General features: G+C 73.0%; 13 protein-coding genes. 8 read left to right on the top strand and 5 right to left on the bottom strand.

Going from position 1 to position 21,373, the window contains the following annotated elements:
• Positions 1–11: 11 nt before the first annotated feature.
• From FOF48_RS34550 to FOF48_RS34540, 3 genes are all read left to right on the top strand, one after another.
• The gene (locus FOF48_RS34550; RefSeq protein WP_143908976.1) at positions 12–6,548 is read left to right on the top strand and encodes a HEAT repeat domain-containing protein; all 6,537 of its coding nucleotides are present in this window, start codon (positions 12–14) and stop codon (positions 6,546–6,548) included.
• Complete coding sequence (locus FOF48_RS34545; protein WP_143908974.1) at positions 6,545–8,401, top strand: SWIM zinc finger family protein; 1,857 nt, start codon at positions 6,545–6,547, stop codon at positions 8,399–8,401. Before FOF48_RS34550 ends, FOF48_RS34545 begins: the two co-directional genes overlap by 4 nt.
• A gap of 396 nt (positions 8,402–8,797) precedes the next feature.
• Entirely contained in the window at positions 8,798–10,243 is a 1,446-nt protein-coding gene (locus FOF48_RS34540; protein WP_143908972.1) for a reverse transcriptase family protein, read from the top strand.
• A 182-nt stretch (positions 10,244–10,425) separates the two neighbouring features.
• On the opposite strand, the gene FOF48_RS34535 is transcribed toward FOF48_RS34540, so the two are convergent.
• On the bottom strand, positions 10,426–11,403 hold the full coding sequence (locus FOF48_RS34535; protein WP_143908970.1) for an alpha/beta hydrolase: 978 nt from the start codon (positions 11,401–11,403) through the stop codon (positions 10,426–10,428).
• A gap of 171 nt (positions 11,404–11,574) precedes the next feature.
• On the opposite strand from FOF48_RS34535, the gene FOF48_RS34530 reads away from it, so the two are divergent.
• From FOF48_RS34530 to FOF48_RS34520, 3 genes are all read left to right on the top strand, one after another.
• The gene (locus FOF48_RS34530; protein WP_143908968.1) at positions 11,575–13,101 is read left to right on the top strand and encodes a GMC oxidoreductase; all 1,527 of its coding nucleotides are present in this window, start codon (positions 11,575–11,577) and stop codon (positions 13,099–13,101) included.
• Between the two features lie 170 nt (positions 13,102–13,271).
• Positions 13,272–13,898 (top strand): TetR/AcrR family transcriptional regulator, encoded by a 627-nt coding sequence (locus FOF48_RS34525; protein WP_143908966.1) that lies wholly within the window; start codon positions 13,272–13,274, stop codon positions 13,896–13,898.
• Positions 13,895–15,118 (top strand): multidrug effflux MFS transporter, encoded by a 1,224-nt coding sequence (locus FOF48_RS34520; RefSeq protein ID WP_143908964.1) that lies wholly within the window; start codon positions 13,895–13,897, stop codon positions 15,116–15,118. Before FOF48_RS34525 ends, FOF48_RS34520 begins: the two co-directional genes overlap by 4 nt.
• Before the next feature lie 19 nt (positions 15,119–15,137).
• Here the strand turns inward: FOF48_RS34520 and lnt are convergent, their stop codons facing one another.
• Both lnt and FOF48_RS34510 read right to left on the bottom strand, forming a co-directional pair.
• Complete coding sequence (gene lnt / locus FOF48_RS34515; RefSeq protein ID WP_143908962.1) at positions 15,138–16,745, bottom strand: apolipoprotein N-acyltransferase; 1,608 nt, start codon at positions 16,743–16,745, stop codon at positions 15,138–15,140.
• Positions 16,742–17,302 (bottom strand): hypothetical protein, encoded by a 561-nt coding sequence (locus FOF48_RS34510; RefSeq protein WP_255442994.1) that lies wholly within the window; start codon positions 17,300–17,302, stop codon positions 16,742–16,744. The genes lnt and FOF48_RS34510 overlap by 4 nt, the downstream gene beginning before the upstream one ends.
• A gap of 138 nt (positions 17,303–17,440) precedes the next feature.
• On the opposite strand from FOF48_RS34510, the gene FOF48_RS34505 reads away from it, so the two are divergent.
• Together FOF48_RS34505 and FOF48_RS34500 are read left to right on the top strand one after the other, a co-directional pair.
• Positions 17,441–18,298, top strand: coding sequence for a hypothetical protein (locus FOF48_RS34505; protein WP_143908958.1), 858 nt, complete (start codon positions 17,441–17,443; stop codon positions 18,296–18,298).
• A gap of 22 nt (positions 18,299–18,320) precedes the next feature.
• Positions 18,321–18,914, top strand: a complete 594-nt coding sequence (locus FOF48_RS34500; protein WP_143908956.1) for a macro domain-containing protein — start codon at positions 18,321–18,323, stop codon at positions 18,912–18,914.
• 100 nt (positions 18,915–19,014) lie between these two features.
• Here the strand turns inward: FOF48_RS34500 and FOF48_RS34495 are convergent, their stop codons facing one another.
• Positions 19,015–19,587 (bottom strand): hypothetical protein, encoded by a 573-nt coding sequence (locus FOF48_RS34495; RefSeq protein WP_143908954.1) that lies wholly within the window; start codon positions 19,585–19,587, stop codon positions 19,015–19,017.
• Between the two features lie 52 nt (positions 19,588–19,639).
• Complete coding sequence (locus FOF48_RS34490) at positions 19,640–21,310, bottom strand: hypothetical protein (protein ID WP_143908952.1); 1,671 nt, start codon at positions 21,308–21,310, stop codon at positions 19,640–19,642.
• Positions 21,311–21,373 lie beyond the last annotated feature (63 nt).

Genomic DNA, 21,373 nt, shown 5'->3' with positions numbered 1-21,373 from the left:
ACAACGACACCATGGCCAACCTCTCCATCGGCAACATCGAGAAGGTCCGTGCGCTCGCCGCCAACGCGCGCCTGCTCATCGTGGGCGGCACGCGCGCCGCTCCCGACAGCCGCCTCACCGCGTACGAGCCCGGCACCAACAAGGTCCTGTGGACGTCCCCGCTGCCGTCCCACGTGCTGGGGCTGGCGCTGGCGGGCGAGCAGTTCGCCGCGGCGGGCGCGGACGGCACCGTGCGCTTCGGGTCGCTCACCGACGGCGCGGTGAAGTTCCAGCTCCACGGCGCGCACCCCGGTGGGTGCACGGCGGTGGCGGCCAGCCCGGACGGCAAGGTGCTCTACACGGCCGGCGTGGACGGCTTCGTGCGCGCCTGGGACTGGGACAGCACCCAGAAGCTGAAGGAGTGGAGCGCGTCCTCGCTGCCCCTGCGCGCGGTGGCGGTGGACCCCACGAACACGTACGTCGGCTGCGCGGGCGATGACGGCGTGGTGCGGTCGTTCACGGTGGCAACGGGCGCGCGCCGGGACATGCCGGGCCACGAGGGCGCGGTGCGGGCGCTGGCCTTCACGCCGCGCGACGGGCGGCTCGTCTCCGCGGGCGACGATGGGAAGCTGCGCATCTGGTACCTGGTCGGCGCGGTGGAGTCCGAGGTCCGCGGCGACAAGGACAGCGGCCACGCGGGCTCGGTGCTGGGGCTGGTGTTCCCGCCCACGCCGCAGGCGGAGGCCGGCGAGGAGCCCGCGGAGCGCATCGCGTCGGTGGGCAACGACGGCAAGCTGAAGGTCTGGCGGCTGGACGAGCGCCGCAAGCCGCGCACCTTCGACCTGGGCGTCAAGGCCACGCACGCGGTGGCCTTCGGGCCGCCGGCGAACCCCCGCCAGGCGAAGCAGCTCCTGGGCTTCCTCTTCGTGGGCGGCGAGGACCGCAAGGTCACGCGCGTCACGCTGGGCGTGGACGGCAAGCCCACGGACGAGACGCAGACGTACGCGCACGGCTTCGACGTGCTCAGCGAGTCGCTGAAGGCCGCCCTCCCCCGCCGCGAGGCCGCGGTGAAGGAGGCGGTGGCGCTCCAGGAGCCCGAGGCGCTGGAGTTCGTGCTGGGCGTGCTGTCCTCGGACAAGGACGCCCAGGCCCGCCGGCTGGCGGCCACGGAGCTGGGCACGCACGGCCGCACCGCCGCGCGGGCGAAGCTGCGGGAGCGGCTCAACGACGACGACAAGACGGTGCGCGCCGCCGCGCTCAATGCCCTGGAGAAGCTGGAGACGGAGTCGCCGCTCGCGGCGTTCCGCGCGGCGCTGGACTCGCGCTTCGTGGACATGCGCGTGCAGGGCCTGCGCCGTCTGGCGAAGCTGGGGAGCGCGTCGCCGCTGGTGCCGGGGCTCATCGCCGGGAAGCTGCCGGACGCGCAGAACGACGTGGGCACGGCCGCGCTGGACGCGCTCACCGCGGTGTCCCCCAAGGGCAGCACAGAGCCGCTGAAGCTCGCGTTCGAGCGTGGTCCCGCGCCCCTCAAGGTGGAGGTGCTGCTGCGCGCATCGGGGGCGGGTCTGCTGGCCGACCCGCGCCTGCAGCCGCTGGTGGCGCGCGCGCTGGACGACGCGGACCGCGACGTGCGCCGCGTGGCCTTCGCCGTGCGCGTGCTGGAGCGCCGCGCGCTGGCCGCCACGCTGGAGGCGAAGGACGAGGAGTTCGCTCGCACGGTGCGGGAAGTGACCCGCATGCTGACCCTCCAGGCCAAGCGCGCGTCCGGAGACGCGGAGGCGAAGTCCGCCACCGACGCGGAGCTGGCCGCCTCGCGCGAACAGCTCTTCGGAAAGGCCTCCGCTGGCTCGGCGCTGACGGAGGCCGACCTGGAGCCGCTGCTGGCCGCCATGGCGTGCCGCATGCCGGACACCGCGGTGCGCGGGGCCCGCGTGCTGGCGCAGCTGGGGGATGGACGCGCGCTGGGCGCGCTGCTCCAGCTGTCGCGCGAGGACGACGCCCCCATCCGCCGCGAGACGGCCAGCGCGCTCCAGGCGCTGCAGGATCCGCGCGCCCGCGAGCGGCTGGTGTGGATGCTGGACGACGCGGACGGGGACGTGCGCGCGGCGGCGCTGTCCGCCGTGGTGGCGCTGGACTCGGACACGCCCATGTCCGCGGCGGAGGCCGCGCTGCGCTCCAGCCACGAGGACGTGCGCGTGCGCGGCCTGGACCGGCTGGTGAAGCTGGGCGCGAAGGCGGAGGGCGCGGAGGGCCTGCTGGGCGACGCGCTGGAGGACGAGTCCGCCAAGGTGCGCGGCGAGGCCTTCCGCACGCTGTGGGCCTGGAACGACCAGGAGCCGGTGAAGGCGCTGGACCGGGCGCTGGCGGGCCGCTTCCCGGACCTGCGCACCCGCGCGGTGGAGGTGCTCGCCCAGCGCGGCACGGATGACTGGGCGATGGAGCGCCTGAAGAAGTCCGTGGAGGACCGCGACGTCAACGTCGCCACCGCCGCGTACGAGGCGTGGGTGAAGCTCGCGGGCAAGGAGCAGCCGGAGCCGCACCTGGCCGCGCTCAACGCCACGCACCCCGCGCTGCGCGAGAAGGCCGCGAAGGGCGCCGTGCACGCCCCGGCGGAGCCCCTGCGCTCCGCGCTCCTCAAGCGCGTGCAGGACGAGCACCTGGAGGTGGCCGTCGCGGCGCTGGAGGCGCTCGACAAGCTCATCCCGGCGGAGAACGGGCCGCTGCTCGCGGGCATCGCGGCGGCGACGCTGCCGGTGCGCGTGCGGGCCGCGGAGCTGCTCGCCCCGCGCGGCGCGGAGGACATCATCGAGCCCCTGCGCGGGCTCATCACGGACAAGGACCTGGAGCGGATGTACCCGCCCGGCTTCCTCGTCCCCCTGCGCATCCGCGCGGCGCGCGCGCTGGCCACGCTGGGCTCGCGGCGCCTCCTGGGCTTCTACGCCACCACGCTGCTGCCCCACGAGCTGCCGGAGCTCCAGGAGCAGGGCGCGCGCGGCCTCGCCACCGCGAGCCGCCGGGGCGACGAGGGCGCGCTGCTGGACGCGCTGGGCCATGCGCTGGTCGCGGCGCGGTCGTGGGCCGCGGACGGCCTGGCGCGCCTGGGCGACGTGCGCGCGCTGCCGGTGCTCACGGGCAACCTGCGCCATGAGCACCTCCCCATCCGCCTGGGCGCCATCCTCGCCTTCGCGGCGCTGGGACCCGAAGGGGACGGCGGCCTGCTGCACGGCCTGGAGGACTCCGCGCGCGAGGTCCAGGAGATGGTGTTCGCCATCGTGCTCGCGCGGGACCTGCGCGCCAGCCGCGAGGGGGGGCCGCCGGACCTGCTGACGAGCGCGCTGTCCAGCGGCCGTCCGGAGGTGCGCTACGCCGCGGCGCGCACGCTGGAGCTGCGCACGGAGCCGGAGGCGTACCGCGCGCACCTGGTGGAGGTGCTGCTGCCGCCGCGCCCGGAGAAGGCCGGCGACATGAAGGACTGGCCCGCGGAGGACGACCGGGCGAAGCGCATGGTCGGGCTCGCGGAGGCGCTCTCCAGCGGACAGCCGGAGCAGCGCTACGCGGCGGCCCAGGTGCTGCTGCTTCGCAACAAGCCCCTGGACTACTTCCGCGAGGCGCAGAAGGTCGCGCGCCCCCGCACGCTGCAAGCGCCCTGGAAGCCCGAGACGGCCGAAGGCGCCGCGCACGTGATGCAGCCGTCCACCCCGGAGAAGCAGGGCACGGCGTCCGCCACGGGCAAGAGCTGGCTGCGCCGCCTCTTCTCCGCGGTGAAGCCTTCGGAAGGAACCGCCGAGGGCACGGCGACGCAGGAGGCGGCGACGCGGGCGGAGCGGCAGCACCTGCGCCGGCTGGCGTTCGGCGCCTACGTGGGCCTGCTGCGGCAGGTGTCCGCGGGCGACGAGGAAGGCCACCGCGTCCGCCGCGACGCCGTGGACCGCGTGGTGAAGCTCACCCAGGAAGGCTACGCGGGCACGTCCGCCGCGGTGGCCGCCCTCCTGCGTGCGCTGGAGGATCCGCACCAGCTGGTGCGCAGGGCCGCGCTCACGGGCCTCAAGGAGCTGTACCCCGCCGGCAGCGACGAGCCGCTGGCGCTGGCCCTGGCCTCGCTGGCGCAGGACGTGGCGCGCGCGGCGCTGGAGGAGCTGGCGGAGCGGGGCGACGCGGCCCGTCCGCGCTTGACCGCGGCGCTCAACTCGCCGCTGCCGGAGGTGCGCAAGTCCGCCTTCGAGCTGCTGGAGAAGCTGAGCCCGCCGGGCAGCCTGGAGCCGCTGCTGGCCGCGCTGGGCAGCGAGCACGCGGACCTGCGCGTGGGGGTCATCGAGCGGCTGGCGGGCGCCAACGACTCGCGCGTCACCGAGGCCCTGGGCCGCGCGATGGGCAGCGAGCACGAGGACCTGCGGCTGCGCGCCGCGGAGCTGCTCGCGTTCCGCGGCGATGACCGGGCGGTGGAGGTGCTGGGCACCTTCCTGCGCTCGGAGACGGTGGCCGTGGCGCGCCGGGCGCAGGAGGCCCTGGCGCGGCTGGGGACGTCCGCCGCCGTGGCCGCGCTCGCCCAGCGCCTGACGGTGGCGACGGAGATTCCCGAGCGCACGAAGCTGGTGGCCGCGCTGGGCCGCACCCGCCGCGCGGACGCGCTGGACGTGCTCGCGCGCCAGAGCGTGGAGGACGAAGCCCCCAGCGTGCGCCTCGCCTGCGTGACGGCCGCGATGCAGCTCACCTGGCCGCCGGAGCAGGAGAAGCTCAAGGAGCGCGAGCGCGAGCTGAAGAAGCGCGACGCGGCGCTCGCGGTGCGCTTCCTGCGCGTGGCGGTGCGGAGCCAGGACCCCGAGGTCCGCAAGGCCGCCGCCGCGGAGCTGGAGCACGGCAAGAACGAAGGCCAGGACGCGCTGCTCGTGCAGCTCTTCACCGACCGCGACGTCACCGTGCGCGCGGAGGCGGTGGAGCGCTACTCGAAGCGCGTGGTGGAGCAGGGCGCGGCCGTGGAGCCGCTGGAGGAGATCCTCCGCGCCGGGGCCCGTGAGCTGATGCTGCCCGCGGCGGAAGGCGTCGCGCACCGGCGCGGCGTCAGCGCCCTGCGGCCCCTGCTGCTGTACGCGCGCGCCGGTGAGCCGCACGAGCGCGGCCGGGCCCTGCTCGCGCTGGGCACCCTGGGTGACGTGCGCGCGCTCTCCGAGCTGGAGACGGTGGCGAACGGCGGCACCCCGGACGCTCCCGCGGAAGAGGACATGGTGCAGGCCGCCATCGAGGCGCTGGGCCGGCTCGCCCACCGGATGCCCGAGGGTGAAGAGCGCCGCCGCGTCGAGGAGAAGGTGGAAGCCACCGCCGTCGAGGGCAACCACTTCCGGCGCCAGCAGGCCGCCGTGCGCGGCCTGCGCGCCCTGGGCGGAGAGCGCGCCCGGGTGAAGCTGGAGGCGCTGCTCGCCGACATCGAGACGGACGACGACGTGCGCCGCACGGTGGCGGAGGAGCTGGGCAAGTTCGGGGACCCGGCCGCCGAGGCCGCGCTGGCCGCCGCGCTGAACGATGAGGACGACGACCTGCGCGAGGTCGCGCGCAAGGCGCTGGACGTGCTCTTCCCGAAGGAGCGCACGCGGGTGGAGTTCCTGGCGGTGCAGAGCGAGCACGAGGACATCTCCGAGCCCGCCGCCACCTACCTCGCCAGCGAAGGCGACCCGGCGCTGCTCGTGCCCCGGCTGGCCACGCTGGAGAACGCGGAGCTGCGGCTCCGGCTGCGGCGGGGTCTGGCCCGGAGGGGCGCGCTGCCCCTGCCGGAGGTCATCGCCCTGTTCGGCCACGACAAGCCGGAGGCCCGCGAGGAGGCCGCGCGGCTCGTGGGCACCTGGACGGGTGATGCGCGGGACGCGGGCGCCGTGGACACCACGGGCCTCGTTCGCGCGGTCGTGGCCGCGGAGCGGCGCACCGCCACCGCCTGGGCCACCACGCCGCCGCCGAAGCGCGAGCCGCTGGCCGCCGCGTGGGAGCGGCTGCTCTGGGCGGGCTCGCGGCTGGGCGCGAAGGAGCTGGTGGCGACGTCCTCGGAGCTGCTCCGCCAGGGCGAAGCCCACGCCCCCGCGGCCGTGCGCCAGGAGGCGGCGCGGGTGCTGGGACGGATGAAGGCGACGGGCGAGGCCCCGGCGCTGCGCACCGCGCTCGGGGACCCGGACGCCGCCGTGCGCTCCGCCGCCGCGGCGGTGCTGGCCGCGCTGGTGCCCGGTCAGGCCTCCGCGTGGGCGCTGGAGGTGAAGCCCTTCGACCCGGTGGCGCTGGGGCCCACGGGCGCGCAGGTGGCGCCGGGCGCCCTGACGGCCAGCGAGGCCCGCAGGCTCGCGGTGCCCGCGCTGCTCGCGAAGAAGGACCTGGAGCCGCTCAAGCCCGTGGCCGCCGACGCGAAGCCGGAGATTCGCCAGGACGCGTGGGCCGCGCTGGGACGGCTGGGCGGTGACGAGGCCGCGGCGCTGCTGAAGACGGCGGCCTTCGACAAGTCGCAATCGGTGGAGCTGCGCAAGGCGGCCTACCGCGCCCACAAACGTGCACGCCGGGCCGCTGAGCGCGCCCGGAAGGAAGGTCAACAGTGAGCACCGCAACCGCACGTCATCCCGTCGCGCTGAGCTACACGGCGCAGAGCGACGTGGTCGTCACGCCGGACGCCTCGCGCGTGCAGCTGGCCCTGGAGGGGTCGCGCGGCACCGTGGGCGTCAGCGGACAGGTGAAGGACCCCACCCTCTTCCGCGACGCGCTGGCCGCCGCCTTCGCCGTGCTGTCCAGCGACCTGCGCTACCGGGGCCGCGACCGCACCGCGTACCTCGCGTACCTGATGAAGCAGGGCAAGCGCGCCAGCGCCCAAATCTGGGAGGCCCAGAAGGCCTTCCTCGACAGCGCGCTGGAGGGCGAGGAGAAGAAGGACGCGGTGCTGGACCCCGTGCTCACGGTGGATCCGGACCAGGTGTCCCTGGAGGTCTTCTCCCGAGACGAGAGCGCCTACGCGCGCCTGGCCTTCGACAACAGCCTCTTCGACAAGCGCGAGGCCGCGCACGGCTCCACCTTCCTGGACGTCCCGCCGGAGCTGCCCGCCCGGCTGGACCGCCTGCGCGCCTACGCCCCGGTGACGCTGGAGGCCCACGTCGCCCCGTCCGCGAAGGCGGCCGCCGCGGAGCCCCGCGCGCCGCGCACGGTGGAGGTGCCCCACGCGTGGCTGCGCGGCTTCCTCCAGGTGCAGTCGGCGGCGACGCTGCCGGCGACGACCTGCTCCATCGCGCCCATCGACCTCTACAACCTGCTCTTCGCGCTGCGCACGCGCCGTTCGAAGAAGGCGCCCCGCGCGCTGCGCTTCGAGCTGGTCCCCGGCGCCCCGCCCCGGCTGGTGCTGGAGCCCTGGGAGCAGGTGCTGGAGTGCCACGGCGGCGCGTACACCGGCAGCGCGCCGGCGGTGGTGCGCACCTTCGGGCGTCAGCGCCTCGCCGCGCTCGCGCGCCTGCTGCCCCACGCGAAGAGCGTGCACGTGCAGTTGCTGGGGCCGGGCCTGCCGGTGTTCTGGGTCATCGACCTGGGCCACGCCACGCTGACGCTGGGACTCACGGGCTGGACGGAGAGCGGCTGGTCCAGCGCCGCCGCCTTCGACTCGCTGATGCCGCGCGACGTGCCGGAGGGCCTGGCGGAGGCGCTGCGACTGCGCCTGCGCAAGGACGGCCCGCTCGGGTTCGACGTGCTGGCGAAGGACGCCGGGGCGCCGAAGGACCAGGTGCGGGCCGCGCTCCAGCTGGAGTGCCTGCGGGGCCGCGTCCTCTTCGACGTGGCGCGCGGCACCTACCGCCCGCGCGAGCTGATGCCCACCCCGGTGGACGAGGCCGCGCTGCGCTACGGCAACGAGCGTGAGGCGCGCGCCCACCGCCTGCTGGGCGACGGCGGCCCGGGCGCGGGCGAAGTGAAGCTCACCCAGGTGCACGACCTGGTGGGCGAGGGCATGCGCATCCAGGGCGAGGTGGTGGACCGCGAGGCGGTGCGCAGCTTCTTCCCCAGCTTCACGCTGGACCTGGAGGGCCGCGTGAAGGACGCGGGCTGCGGCTGCCCGCACTTCCGCCGCTCCGGGCTGCGCGAAGGCCCCTGCGAGCACATGCTCGCGCTGCGCCTGGTGTACGCGCGCCGCCGCGCGGAGGAGGAGGCGCTGCGGCAGACGCCGGAGGGCCGCAAGCTCATCCGCGCGGAGACGCGGGCGTACGTGCGCCGCGACCCGGCGACGGGGCTGGAGCAGGTGTACCGCGTCTCGCTGGACGGCAAGGTGGTGGCCCTCACGTGGGGCCCGCGCCTGGGCGATTCGCGCCACCAGCGCCTGTGGTTCGACTCGGACACGGAAGCCCGGACGGCGTACTTCAGCCGTTTGGAGAAATTGACCGCGGACGGCTACATCGACGCGGCCTCGACTCTGGTGTAAACCCTCTAACAACGGCCCGGCCGCCGACGGGGCGGCTGGAAGGATGGGTGCGACGGACGAAACACGAATTGCGAGTGGTCGAGAGAGGTCTGGACCGCATCAGCCTCAGCGCCTCGAGCGCGGGAGCGGCGTTGCGCCGCTCTGGTTGGAATGCTGGACACTCTCCGCAAGGTAGCCTGTTCTTGGCTCTCTCCCTCCCGAGCACTACCGTCGGGGCGGGAAGCGGAACCAACGACGCAACCGCCGTTTTCCCACCCCGACGGTAGTGCTCGGGAGGGGAGAGCCGGTGAGGCTACCGTGCCCCAGGTGAGCTGGTGGTGCCTTCCTGGCCTCCCTCGACCGCTCGATTCCGTCCGTCGCCCCTCCTGAGCCGCCGCGCCCGTCGAAGGTGCCTCGATGACCGCCAAGCTGGAGTCGTTCGTCCCCGCCGCCCCGCCGCAGGCAGCGCCCGAAGTCGCGCCCGCCGCCGCCCCCAACACCGCGTCGAAGCGAGAGGCCCGCAAGGCCGCGCACGACGTCCTGCTCACGCGCTGGAAGGCCATCACCGACGCTGGCGGCACCGAGGAGTGGGTGCGCGCGCAGCTCGTGGCGAAGGGCGCGCTCGCGGACGAGGTCGACTTCTCCTCGCTGAAGGAGAAGGAGAAGACGGCCTGGAAGGAGAAGAAGAAGGCGGAGGCCGTGGAGCGCCGCGCGCTGGAGCGCCAGGCCCACGAGGCGTGGAAGGCCACGCACGTGAACCACCTGGGCGTGGGCATCCACTGGCGCGAGGACGCCGGCCCGGACAAGTTCGACCTGGAGCACCGCGAGGAGCGCGCGCGCCAGAACGGCCTGCCGACCCTGAACACGGCGGAGGAGCTGGCGAAGGCGCTGGGCCTGAGCGTGTCCAAGCTGCGCGGCTTCGCGTTCCACCGCGACGTGGACACGGGCTCCAACTACGTGAGCTGGCGCATCCCCAAGCGCACGGGCGGCGAGCGCACCATCACCTCGCCCAAGCCGGAGCTGAAGGAAGCGCAGCGCTGGGTGCTCTCCAACGTCGTGGAGCGGCTGCCGGTGCACGGCGCGGCGCACGGCTTCGTGGCGGGGCGCTCCATCCTCACCAACGCGCTGGCGCACCAGGGCGCGGACGTGGTGGTGAAGGTGGACCTGAAGGACTTCTTCCCCACCGTGACGTGGCGACGCGTGAAGGGCCTGCTGCGCAAGGGCGGCCTGCCGGAGGGCACGTCCACGCTGCTGGCGCTGATGTCCACCGAGGCGCCGCGCGAGCTGCTCTCCTTCCGGGGCAAGACGCTGCACGTGGCGAAGGGCCCCCGAGCGCTGCCGCAGGGCGCGCCCACCTCCCCGGGCATCACCAACGCGCTGTGCCTGCGGATGGACAAGCGGCTGTCGGCGCTGTCGCGCAAGCTGGGCTTCACGTACACGCGCTACGCGGACGACCTGACGTTCTCCTGGACGAAGGCGAAGGCGCCCAAGGCGCGCCGGGCCCAGGGCGCTCCGGTGGCGGTGCTGCTCGCGCGGGTGAAGGACGTGGTGGAGGCGGAGGGCTTCACGGTGCACCCGGACAAGACGCGCGTGGCCCGCAAGGGCAGCCGTCAGCGCGTGACGGGGCTCGTGGTGAATGAGGCGAAGGAAGGCACGCCCGCCGCGCGAGTCCCCCGCGACGTGGTGCGCCGCCTGCGCGCGGCCATCCACAACCGGCAGAAGGGCAAGCCGGGCCGCGAGGGTGAGTCGCTGGAGCAGCTCAAGGGCATGGCGGCATTCCTCCACATGACGGACCCCGTGAAGGGCCGCATGTATCTGGACCAGCTCGCGAAGCTCGAAGACGCGACACCCGCTCCGAGTTAGCGCGAGGCTCCGGGCCAGGACCCACGGGTCGGCCTACTCCGTTCACGAAGCGCGAAGCCGCGCCCCCCGTCTGGGTGCGGCGCGCGAGCCTCCGAGCCCGCGGCCCAAGGACCGACCCTCCAAGAAGTCGCAGGCCACGCCACATCCCCCCGGGAGCGTGCGCCGGGTCCCTCCGGTGAGCTTCAGCGCGCCCCCGTCTTCGTCCGCCGTGAAGGCTTCTTCGCCGGAGCCTTCTTCTCCGCCGCCGGCACCTCCACCACCGGCTGCGCGACAGGCACGGGCTTCAGCGCCGCGTCCGCGAACTCCCTCAGCCTGCGCGGATACTCCTCCGGCGCCGTCGCGGCGAAGTTCCCGTGGGACGCCCCCGGGATGCGCCACGTCTGGGCCGCTGGCGCGACGTGCGCGAACAACTCATCCAGCAGCGGCTGCCCGGACTCCTCCGTCCCCGCGACGATGAACAGGGGCCGGGGTTGGATCCGATCCACCGCGTCAATCGTGCGCACCTCCTCCAGCGCGATGCCCCTCCGCCAGAAGGGCACCAGCGCCCCCGTCTGCGTCACCACGCCGAAGCGCCGGAAGTCATACGCCGCCGCCAGCCACAGCGTGTTGAACGGCGACAGCAGCACCACCGCCGCCACCTTCGGATCCTTCGCCGCCACCTCCGCCACCGCCGCCGAGCCAATGGAGAACCCCAGCGCCCCCACCCGCGCGGGGTCCACCTCCGGCTGGGTCCGCACGAACTCCAGCGCCGCGCGCACATCCCGGCGCTCCAGGTCACCCCAGGTGGACGTCTCGCCCCCGCTCTGCCCATGCGCGCGCAGGTCGAACAGCAGCACGCCATACCCCGCGTCGCGCAGCGCCCGCGCCTCCGGCAGCAGGTCCATGCGCGTCTGCGACAGCCCATGCGCCAGTACCCACGCCGCCTTGTTCCGCGACGGCACGTACCAGCCACGCAGCTCCACCCCGTCCTCCGTGCGCAGCGTCACCTCGCGCGCGGAGGCGAGGTCCGCCGGCAGCACCGCCGCCGGCCTCGGGTAGTGGAAGTACTGCTCCGAGCGCCACGCCGCGCGGCCCGCCAGCCCCAACGCCACCAGCACGCACGGCAACACCAACGCCCCCAACACCCGCCCCCACCGAATCCGCCTCAGCACACCGGCCATGTCCGACCCTCTCCGACAGAAAGCCACCTGCCCCGGAGGCGGAAGCCACCGGCCCAGGCTTGTGTTGGCACCTTTCAGCCCCTTACACCCTATAGGCACCAACAGGTTCCTGGTTTACAGTTTAGACATACTTTGTCAGCAGCGGCGGAAATACCGTCCAGGTGAGCAGGCATGAAGACGTCGAAGACCGTCTATGACGCGGTGGTGGTGGGCTCGGGTGCCTGCGGCGGTTGGGCGGCCAAGCAACTCACGGAAGCGGGCCTGCGGGTGCTGGTGCTCGAGGCGGGCCGGAGCGCGCGGGCGGACCAGGCGCTGCACGTGATGCACCGCGTGAAGCAGAAGCTGTTGGGCTACCGCATCGAGTCGGACGCGGGTCGCACGGCGCGTCAGTCCGTGCAGTCGACGAGCTTCGCGTGGCCCTTCCATCCGCACGCCTTCGTGGATGACGTGGACAATCCCTACACCACGCCGGACGACGCGCCGTTCGCGTGGATCCGCGCGCGGCAGGTGGGCGGCCGGACCAGCGTGAAGAGCCACGGCCGCCAGTTCTACCGGCTGTCCGACTTCAACTTCCACGCGGGCAGCCTGGATGGGCTCAGCCCGGACTGGCCGCTGTCGCTGGCGGAGCTGGCGCCGTCCTACGAAATCGTCGAGCGGTGGATGGGATTGCGCGGCAACTCGGATGGCGTGGACACGCTGCCGGACTCCGTCTTCTCCGGCCCCGCGCCGCTGTCGCCCGGAGAGGTCCGCCTGCGCGAGAAGGTGAAGGCCCGCTGGCCCCAGCGCCACGTCGTCGCCCGGCGGACCGCGAACGCGCCGGTGACGCTGCCCGCGGCGCAGAAGACGGGCCGGCTGACGCTGCGCTCGCACGCCATCGCCAGCCACGTCCTCCACGACCCGAACACGGGCCGGGTGACGGGCGTGTCCTTCATCGACGCGAACACCGGCACCTCCGAGCAGGTCCACGCGAAGGTGGTGGTCGTGTCCGCGGGCACCATTGAATCCACGCGGTTGCTGTTGCACTCGCGAAACCGGGCGTTCCCGGACGGGCTGGCGAACAGCTCCGGGCTGGTGGGCCGGCACCTGATGGACCACATGTATCTGCAGGGCATCGAGGCGCGCATGGGCCTGCCCTCGCACCTGCAGCAGAAGGAGCACGGCTGGGCGTACATCCCCCAGTTCCGCAACGTCACCGAGCGAGACCCATCCTTCGCGCGCGGCTACGGCGTGCAGGTGTTCACGTTCGATGACCAGATGCACCTGGTGCCCTTCGGGGAGATGCTCCCGCGTCCGGAGAACCGCGTCACGCTGAGCGCCACGGTGAAGGACCGCTGGGGCATCCCCGCGGCGCACATCGAGTGCCGTCACTCCGACAACGAGCTGAAGATGACGGAGGACGCGGCCACCTCGTGCCAGGAGATGCTGGAGGAGGCCGGCTGCACGGTGGAGAAGATCAACAAGACGCTCTCCACGCCGGGCATGGCCATCCACGAGGTGGGCACCGCGCGCATGGGCAGGGACCCCAAGACGTCCGTGCTCAACCCCTACAACCAGAGCTGGGACGTGCCCAACCTCTACGTCATGGACGGCTCCTGCTTCCCGTCACAGGGCCCCCAGAACCCCACCCTGACCATGATGGCCCTCACCGTGCGGGCCTGCGCGCACCTGGTGGGCGAGCTCCGGGCCGGCCGCATCTGACCGTGCGCGGACCGGGTGGCGACGGACGCTCGCGGCGTCTGTCACCACCGTCCCGCGTCGGCATGCCCCCCTGAATCCCTGAAAGGAACAGGAGCGGCCAGGCCCCGAAGCCGCTTGCGCGGACGGCGTGGATTCATTACCTACCCGTCAGTAACTAACCCCGTCCGCCCATGTCCCGTCCCCAGCGAGTCCTCGACCCGGAGATTGATGAGGCCGCCCGCGCCGTGTTCCTGGCGCAGGGCCCGTCGGCGCCGTTGCAGGACATCGCGAAGCGGCTGGGCATCTCCCAGGCGGCGCTGCTGCACCGGGTGGGCACGAAGGAGGCGCTGATGTTGCGAGCGCTCCGGCCCATGCCCCCCACCGCGCTGGCGCTGCTGGAGCCGGGCCCGCGCCCGGACACCTCCGTGGAGGACCAGCTCCTGGAGGCGCTGCTGCACCACCGGGACTTCCTGCGCCAGCTGGTGCCGTGGCTGTTCGTGCTCCACTACTCGGAGCTGGGCGGAGCGCGGGCCCTCCGGGCGAAGACGCCACCGCCCGTGGCGCTGCGCGAGGGACTGACCGTGTGGCTTACCCGGGCGAAGCGCTCCAGACGGGTGGAGCTGGCCGCGCCGAAGGTCGTGGCCGAGGCCCTCTGCGGCGCGCTGGAGGCCCGCTGCTTCAACGCCCACGTGGGCGGCGCCACCTATGCCCCCGGCGAGGACGCGGCCGTCCTGCGCCAGCTCATCCGCGCGCTCATCGTCCCGAGCGAACCCCCGGCCCGCGCCCGGAAGCAGCCGAAGCCAAGGACCGCCCGATGACGACCGCCACGCCCAAGCCGTTCCGCTCCACGGAGGGCGCCCGGTTGATCCTCCTGCTGGGCGCGCTCATCGCGTTCGGGCCGCTGTCCATCGACATGTACCTGCCGGCGTTCCCATCCATCGGCGAGTCGCTGCGCGCGAGCGCGGGCGAGGTGGAGCGCACGCTGGCGACGTTCTTCGCGGGGCTCGCGGTGGGGCAGCTCTTCGCGGGCCCGGTGAGCGACCGGTTCGGCCGCACGAAGCCGCTCTACGTGGGCCTGCTGCTGTACGTGCTGGGGTCGCTGGGCTGCGCGCTCGCTCCCTCCGCGGGGGTGCTGGCGGGGTGCCGGTTCGTGCAGGCGCTGGGCGGCTCGGTGGGGATGGTGACGTCCAGGGCCGTCGTGAGGGACCTGCACTCAGGGGCGGCGGCGGCGCGGATGATGTCGCGGCTGGTGTTGGTGATGGGGCTCGCGCCCATCCTGGCGCCGCTGCTGGGCGGCTGGGTGCTGCGCGTGGCCGGGTGGCGCGCCATCTTCGGAAGCCACGCGGTCATCGGCGTCCTCGCGCTGGGGGCGGTGTTCGCCATCCTCCCGGAGACGGCGCCAGCGGGGCGCGGAAGGTCCCAGCCGTTCCAGGCCATGGCGCGCATCGCGCGGGCCCCGGACTTCATGGGCAACGCCCTGGCGGCGGCGCTCGCGCAGGCGGGGATGTTCGCGTACATCAGCGGCTCTCCCTTCGTCTACATCACGCTGCACGGCGTGAAGCCGGAGCACTTCGGGTGGTTCTTCGGAGCGAACGCGGCGGGGCTGGTGGCCGTGTCGCAGCTCAACCACTGGCTGCTGTCGCGCTCCTCCCCGGAGCGGGTGCTGAAGCAGGCGGTGCGCACCGCCGCGCTCGCGGGGCTCGCGCTGGTGGCCGTGGCGGCGACGGGCTTCGGTGGTCTGTGGAGCATCGCGCTGTCGCTGTTCGTGTTCGTCTCCAGCCTGGGGGCCATCACGCCCAACGCGACGGCGCTGGCGATGGAGCACCACGCGAAGCAGGCGGGCATCGCGTCGGCGGTGCTGGGCGCGCTCCAGTTCCTGCTGGCGGCGGGGGCCTCCGCGGCGGTGAGCGCGAGCCACGATGGCACCGCGCGGCCCATGGCCGCGGGCGTGGCCATCGCCGCGCTCCTCTCCCTCGCGGCGCTCGGACTGGCGAGGCGCGCCTCCCCACCCGGAGCGGACACCGCCGCGACGACCTGAGAGGGAGCGCGCTCCCGAATCACCCGGGGAGGCGCGCGGGCTGACGGCGAAGCCACACGCCCAGCCCCCCCGCCAGCGCCAGCGCCACGGGCCACAGCCAATCCCCCCACGCCTCCGCGAGCGAATGCAGCCGCTCCGCCTCCGGCACGCGCATCACCGTGCCTGCGCGCTGGTTGTCCTCCAGCGCGGAGGTCCACGCGCCCGCCGGGTCGATGAACGCGGAGATGCCGGAGTTCGTCACCCGCACCTGCGCGGTGCGCGTCTCGATGCTGCGGAAGGCCGCGTGCATCAGGTGCAGCCGGGGCGCGGGCGTGCCGGAGAACCACGAGTCGTTCGACAACGTGAGGATCAGCTCCGCGCCCTGGCGCACCTCCGCCGCGACGTAGTTGGGGAAGAGGGCCTCGTAGCAGATGAGCGGCGCGACCCGGAGCACCCGGCCACCGTTCAACCGGAAGTCCACCAGGCGAGGCCCGGGGCCGCGCTTCCACCGGCCGGTCCACGGCATCCACGCGCGCAGCGCGGGCGTGTCCATGGCATCCGGCACCCACTCCGTGAGCGGGAACAGCATCGTCTTGCGATACGCGGATCGCGCCAGCTCCCCCGTCGCGGAGGGCCCCAGGAACATGGCGGCGTTGAACTCGCGCTCGCCGTCCAGGTCGTACGTTCCGAACACCAGCGGCACGCCCCGCTCCGCCACCCAGGCGCGGATCTCCTCGTCCAGCGCTCCGCCGTCCTCGCTCTTCGGCGTGCCGAACGTCGTCGGATACACCGTCTCCGGCCACACCAGCAGGTCCAGCGGCGCCGAGCGCAGCAGCGCGTCCGACATCGCGTAGTGCGTATCCAGGATGTCGCGCACCACTTCGTAGGTGCCCTGCTCCGCCGCCCGCTTCTCGATGTTCGTGATGTTCGCCTGCACCGCGCCCACCACCAGCGCCGGCGCCTCACGCACCGCCGCGCGCACCTGCCCCAGCCGCACGTGTCCGTAGCCGAAGCCCACCAGCGCCAGCAGGGCCGCCACGACGCCCGGCACGCGCCAAGAGCCCCGCCGCGCCACCAGCCCCTGCCCCAGCGCGACGACGCACTCGTTGAGGAGCAGCAGGCCCAGCGTGAGGCCAGGGGCGCCCGCCAGGTCCGCGCCCTGGCGCAGCGTCTCCGACGCGTAGAGACCGTGGCCCAGCGTCTCCGCGAACAGCTTGGGCGTGAAGCCCTCCGTGCCCACGTACACGAGCGCGGTCAGCACGGGCGGCACCCACGCGAGCCGCGGCCCGTCTCCCACCTTCCGCCGCGCGTAGGCCCGCACCCACGCGGCGGTGAGGAACTGGAGCTCCAGCACGGGCGCGATGAGGAGGAACACGGCCCAGCACAGCCACACCGGCGCGCGCGCGTACGCGGCGATGGCGCCCGGGAACCAGCCGAACACCGCCGCGGTGAACGTCACCGACAACAGCGCGCCCAGGGCCAGCGCGCCGCGAGCGGAGCGGGCCCGGTCCACCGCCGCGAGCCATGGCGCCATGGCCACCGCGCCCAGCCACACGAAACCCGGTTGCAGTTGCCCGAACGCGGCGAACAACCCGGTGGTCGCCGCGACGCCCAGGAGCGCCCCGGCCCACCCCTTCGCCAGGGTCACGGCGCGTCCTCGTCCTCGACAGGAAGCTCCAGCATCCGGTGGGGCATGCCAGGGGGCGCCAGCGCTTCGGGCACCACGCGGTTCTCGGGGATGGGGATGGGCTGCCCGTTGGCGTCCCTGGGCGTGAAGTCCGGGTGGAACATCAGGATGGCGGCCAGGGGCTGGCCGTTGTCCGTCGCCTGGTAGTGACGCATGTAGCCGGGAGGCAGCTCGAAGTCGTCGGGCACGACCAGCCCGACCTTCAGCGGCTTGGTGCCGCGCTGGTACAGCGCCGTCCCGCTCTTGCCTTCCGGCGGAGGTGGATCATCGACGGGCATGGGGGCGGGCGCCTCCACGGGCGCGGCGGCGGGGGTGGAGGGGCGCGCACGCGCGCGCACGGGTTCGGGCGTGCGGGCCACCGGGGCGGGGCTCGCGGCCACGACGATGGGCGGCAGGTCCTCCATGGGCACCGGGCGGGAGAGCCACCAGAGGCAGAGCCCCACGCACAGGCCGGTGATGGCGGTGGCGCCCCCGATGAGCCAGGGGCCCGCGCTGGAGGACTCGCGCGAGGGCGTCACCCGCGTCACACCATCGGAATCCGTGCGACGCTCAGGGCCAGACTGCGGGGAACGCATGTTCTCGGGGAGCCTCCGGGGTGCGTATGCTACGGAAGCCGCTCGCTCCGAAGCAATGCGCGACGAGCCACGCCCCCCTCCATGACCGTCGACGCGTCCGGCCCCTTCCCCGTCCACGCCTTCACGCCGCGGCTGCGCGCGTTGGGGGCGCTGCTGCACACCGTGGTGCTGGGCACCCTCTGCGCCTTCACCGCGCGGTTCCTCCAGGAGGTGCTCGCGGGCACCCAGGAGATGCAACCGGGCCCGCTGGCCGCGGGGCTGGTGGTGGGCGGGCTGCTGCCGCTCATCGCGCTGCGCCTGCTGCGCCTGGGGACCCGGGCCACGGTGACGGTGGGGCAGGACGGCGTGGTGCTCACGCAGCAGGGCGGCGCGCGCTTCGAGATTCCCTTCGACGCGCTGGAGTCCGCGCGTCCCTGGCGGCTGCCCACCCCGGGCCCGGGGCTCACGCTGAGGCTGCGCACGGGGCGCGCGTTCGACTACGGGGTGGAGATGCAGGACCCCGCGCCGCTGCTAACGGCGCTGGGGGCACGGGGCGAGGCGCGCGACCATGCCCTGGTGCGCTACGCGCAGGCGCGGAGCGCGAAGTGGCGCAGGCGTTGGTACGACTGGGGGCTGAAGTACGGCCTGGTGCCGGGAGTGGTCGCGGCCATCTTCTTCCGGGCGCACCAGTACATCTCCTTCGGGGGGCCCTTCGGCGAGTGGCAGATGTATGGCCTTCGGGCGTATCTCCTGTCCTTCGCGCGCACCTGGCTGCCGGTGTTCCTGGCGCTGCTGCTGTTCGGCTGTTTCTGGCGGGCCCTGGCGGAGGCGCTGTGCTTCGGCGCCGCGTGGCTGGGACCGAAGTGGGCGCGCCACGTCCGCACGGGCGCGGAGTGGACCTGCCGGGCGCTCTACTACGTCGCCCTCCCCGTGTTCCTCGCGGTGCGGCTGCTGGGCTGAAGAGGTGCTAGAGGTCCCGGGCATGCTCCCCGAGAAGATCTACCTGATGGACCTCCAGCCAGCGCTGGTGCGGGCCTGGGATGAAGCCTTCGAGGAATTCGACTTCGTCGCCGCGCGAGAGGAGGACTTCTTCTCCCTCCCGGCGGACGCGATGGTCAGCCCCGCCAACAGCTTCGGCATCATGGATGGAGGGCTCGACCTGGCCATCCGCGACACGCTGGGCCTCCAGGTGCAGGACGCGGTCCAGCGGGCCATCCTGGAAGAGCATCACGGCGAGCTGCCCGTCGGGGCCGCGGTGGTCGTTGCCTCCGGCCATGAGCGCTGGCCGTTCCTCGTGGCCGCGCCCACGATGCGCATCCCGGAGAACGTCTCCCAGACGGTCAATGCCTATCTCGCGTTTCGCGCCGTCCTGCTCGCGGTGAAGCGACACAACGCGCGGGGCGCGCCCCCCATCCGGACGCTTGTCTGCCCGGGGCTCGGCACCGGCATTGGAGGGCTGGAGGCACGGCGGTGCGCGGTCCAGATGCGGCTGGCCCTGAAGCACGTCATGGCCCCCGCCCGCATCCCCTCCTTCCGCGACATCCACCTCACCCACCGGGCGCTCCGCACGGCGTAGGACCGGGGTCGGACCCGGCGCCGCCGCACGCACGGACGCCCGGCCCCTCGTGAAGAGGAACCGGGCGTCCGGACTTCACTTCCCTGACGTCAGCGGCGCGTTAGAAGGCCACCGCGGACGTGGGCATCATCATCGCGTCCCCCACGCGAGGGATGACGACGGAGCGGGCCAGGTCCAGTTGCACGACCGCGTGCTTGCGCGGCGCCAGCAGGGCCCGGGTGACCTCGAACCGCAGGGGCGCGGTGCGGACATCCAGCGCGCCGACCCGCTGGCCGTCCTCGAAGGCGCCGTACTCGTCGAAGCGGATGACCACCTGCGCCGAGTCCACGCCCGGAGGCATCGTGAAGTAGCCCACGAGCGCCGCGTGGTCCGGCCTCGCGAGGTCCATCACCGTGGCCTTCATCTCCACCGGCAGGTCCCTGCCCCCAGCGGACACCTTCATGCTGTCCACGTTGACGAAGGCCCCCTGGTAGCGGTGGTTCCCCACCCCCAGGATGCGCACCTCGTACTGGTTCTCCACCAGGTTCGAATGGAGGTCGTCCGCCAGGGTCGGCATGAAGCCCGTCGGCGCCGCCGGGGTCTCCGCGCCGTCGTTCGGCTCTTGCTGCTCACCACAACCCATCAGGCTCAACCCGCCCAGCACAGCCACCATCCACAGCTTCCAGTTCTTCATGTGCGTGTTCTCCAGAATCTGAATGTTTGAAATCGATGTCTGAACTCAGCGCTCAGAGGCTGCTCTTCGGCTCGCGGGCGATGGAGAGGGCATGCGACGCCGACGCCGGCCCACCGTTGAAGGACATGGGCAGCGCGTACCGGGAGCCCTTGTCGTTGAGCGCGCGCAGCTCCGTCAGCTGGGCCTCCATGTCCTCGCGGGTGCCGGAGTCCATGGCCCTGCGGGCACGCTCGACCCCAGGCTGCGTGGCCGCGCCGAAGAGCCGCGAGTTGCAGGTGGCGGTGAGCGACTGACGACCCAGCTTCACGCGCAGGGACTGCTCCTCCGTGCGGGGGACGCGCTGCTGCGTCGCGGAGGGGCTGAGCCACAGGACACCCATGGCCTCCTCCACGCTGTTCACGGTGCCCAGCCGGCCCAGGTCGATGCTGCCGCCGTTGGAGAGGCACGCGGACAGCGCCTCCTCATGCGTCTTGAAGAACCCCTCGTTGCGGGTCGCGCTCTTCTCGAGCGCGGAGGGGAACGGGCAGGAGGCGAAGTTCTCGTTGCCGTTGAGGCTCACCGCGCCCGTGGCGACGGCCGTGAAGACCCCCGTGGTCACGTTCACCGTGTAGAGGGTGTTGATGGGGTGGAGCAGGCCGGTCAGCTGGTTGCCGTAGACGTAGAGCGTCCCCGCGGCGTCGAAGGCGGCGGCGGTCGTCGTGAAGTACAGCGCGGGCAGACCGGTGAGGCCGTCCGGCGGCCCGATGGGGCCGTAGTCGGTGGTGTTGCCCGTGTTCGGGTCGAACCGGGTCATGCGGTGGGTGACCTGGTTGTAGCCGTACACCTGGCCGTCGAGCGGGTTCGTCGCGAAGTCGAGGATGCTCGCCAGCGTCGGGGCGGCCCCGGCGTTGATGACGGTGCCCGTGGTCAGGTTGATGCGCGCGTACGACGGGATGACCCCGAAGCCCGGGCCGCTGAAGATGAGGTAGGTGCCATCGGACAGGACGGTGCCGGCCGGGTACGTGTTCAGCAGGTTCAGCTGCGGCAGGGGCCCGACGATGGTGGCGACGCCATCCGCGCCAATGCGCACCAGGTTCTTCACCGGCAGCGTGTTGTCGATGGCGTAGATGTAGCCATCCAGGTGGTTGAAGGCCGTGGCGGAGTAGAAGATGTTCGCCGTGGAGAACGGCGTCAGCGCCGCCGTCGCGGGGTTCATCCTGCTCAGCGTCGTGTTGGGCAGCCCCAGCCCGCTGTCCGAGTAGAACAGGCTGTTGTCGCACGGCAGCGTGTTCGCCGGCTTGCACGTCACCTTCACGCTGCTCTGCGCGGTGCCACTGTCCCACGTGGCGAAGAACGTGTTCGTGAACGCCGCGTTCGGCAGCGGGCCGGGCGTCGTCGGGTCGTCATCCGCGTTCCCCAGCGCGACGCAGTCGTCGAAGCTGTTGATGGTGAACGAGTAGTAGGAGATGAGGTTCCCATCCACCGGCACCGACTGCGGCAGCGGCGGCGTGAACGTCCAGCCCGAGGGCGTCAACAGCGGATCCGTCGCGGTCAGCAGCGTCGAAGGCAGCGTCGGGTGCGAATTGAGCGCGACCGTCGTGAAATTGACCGTCGTCGGGTACGAGGTGATGTCGAGCGTCTGATAACCATTGACGAGCTTCAAGGCGACGAAGTCGTGAGCCTGCGCAGCACCACCGACCATCACCGTGGCCGCCGCAATGGCAGCCTTCCATGTCTGATGCATTCGTTTCTCCCCCAGAGCACTGAAGCCTCCCACAGTGGGAAGGACCGCTCCCTCCCGTTACAC

The sequence above is a fragment of the Corallococcus sp. Z5C101001 genome, assembly GCF_007352635.1.
Classification (GTDB): Bacteria; Myxococcota; Myxococcia; order Myxococcales; family Myxococcaceae; genus Corallococcus; species Corallococcus silvisoli.
This window is presented reverse-complemented; position numbering and strand designations above follow the sequence as displayed.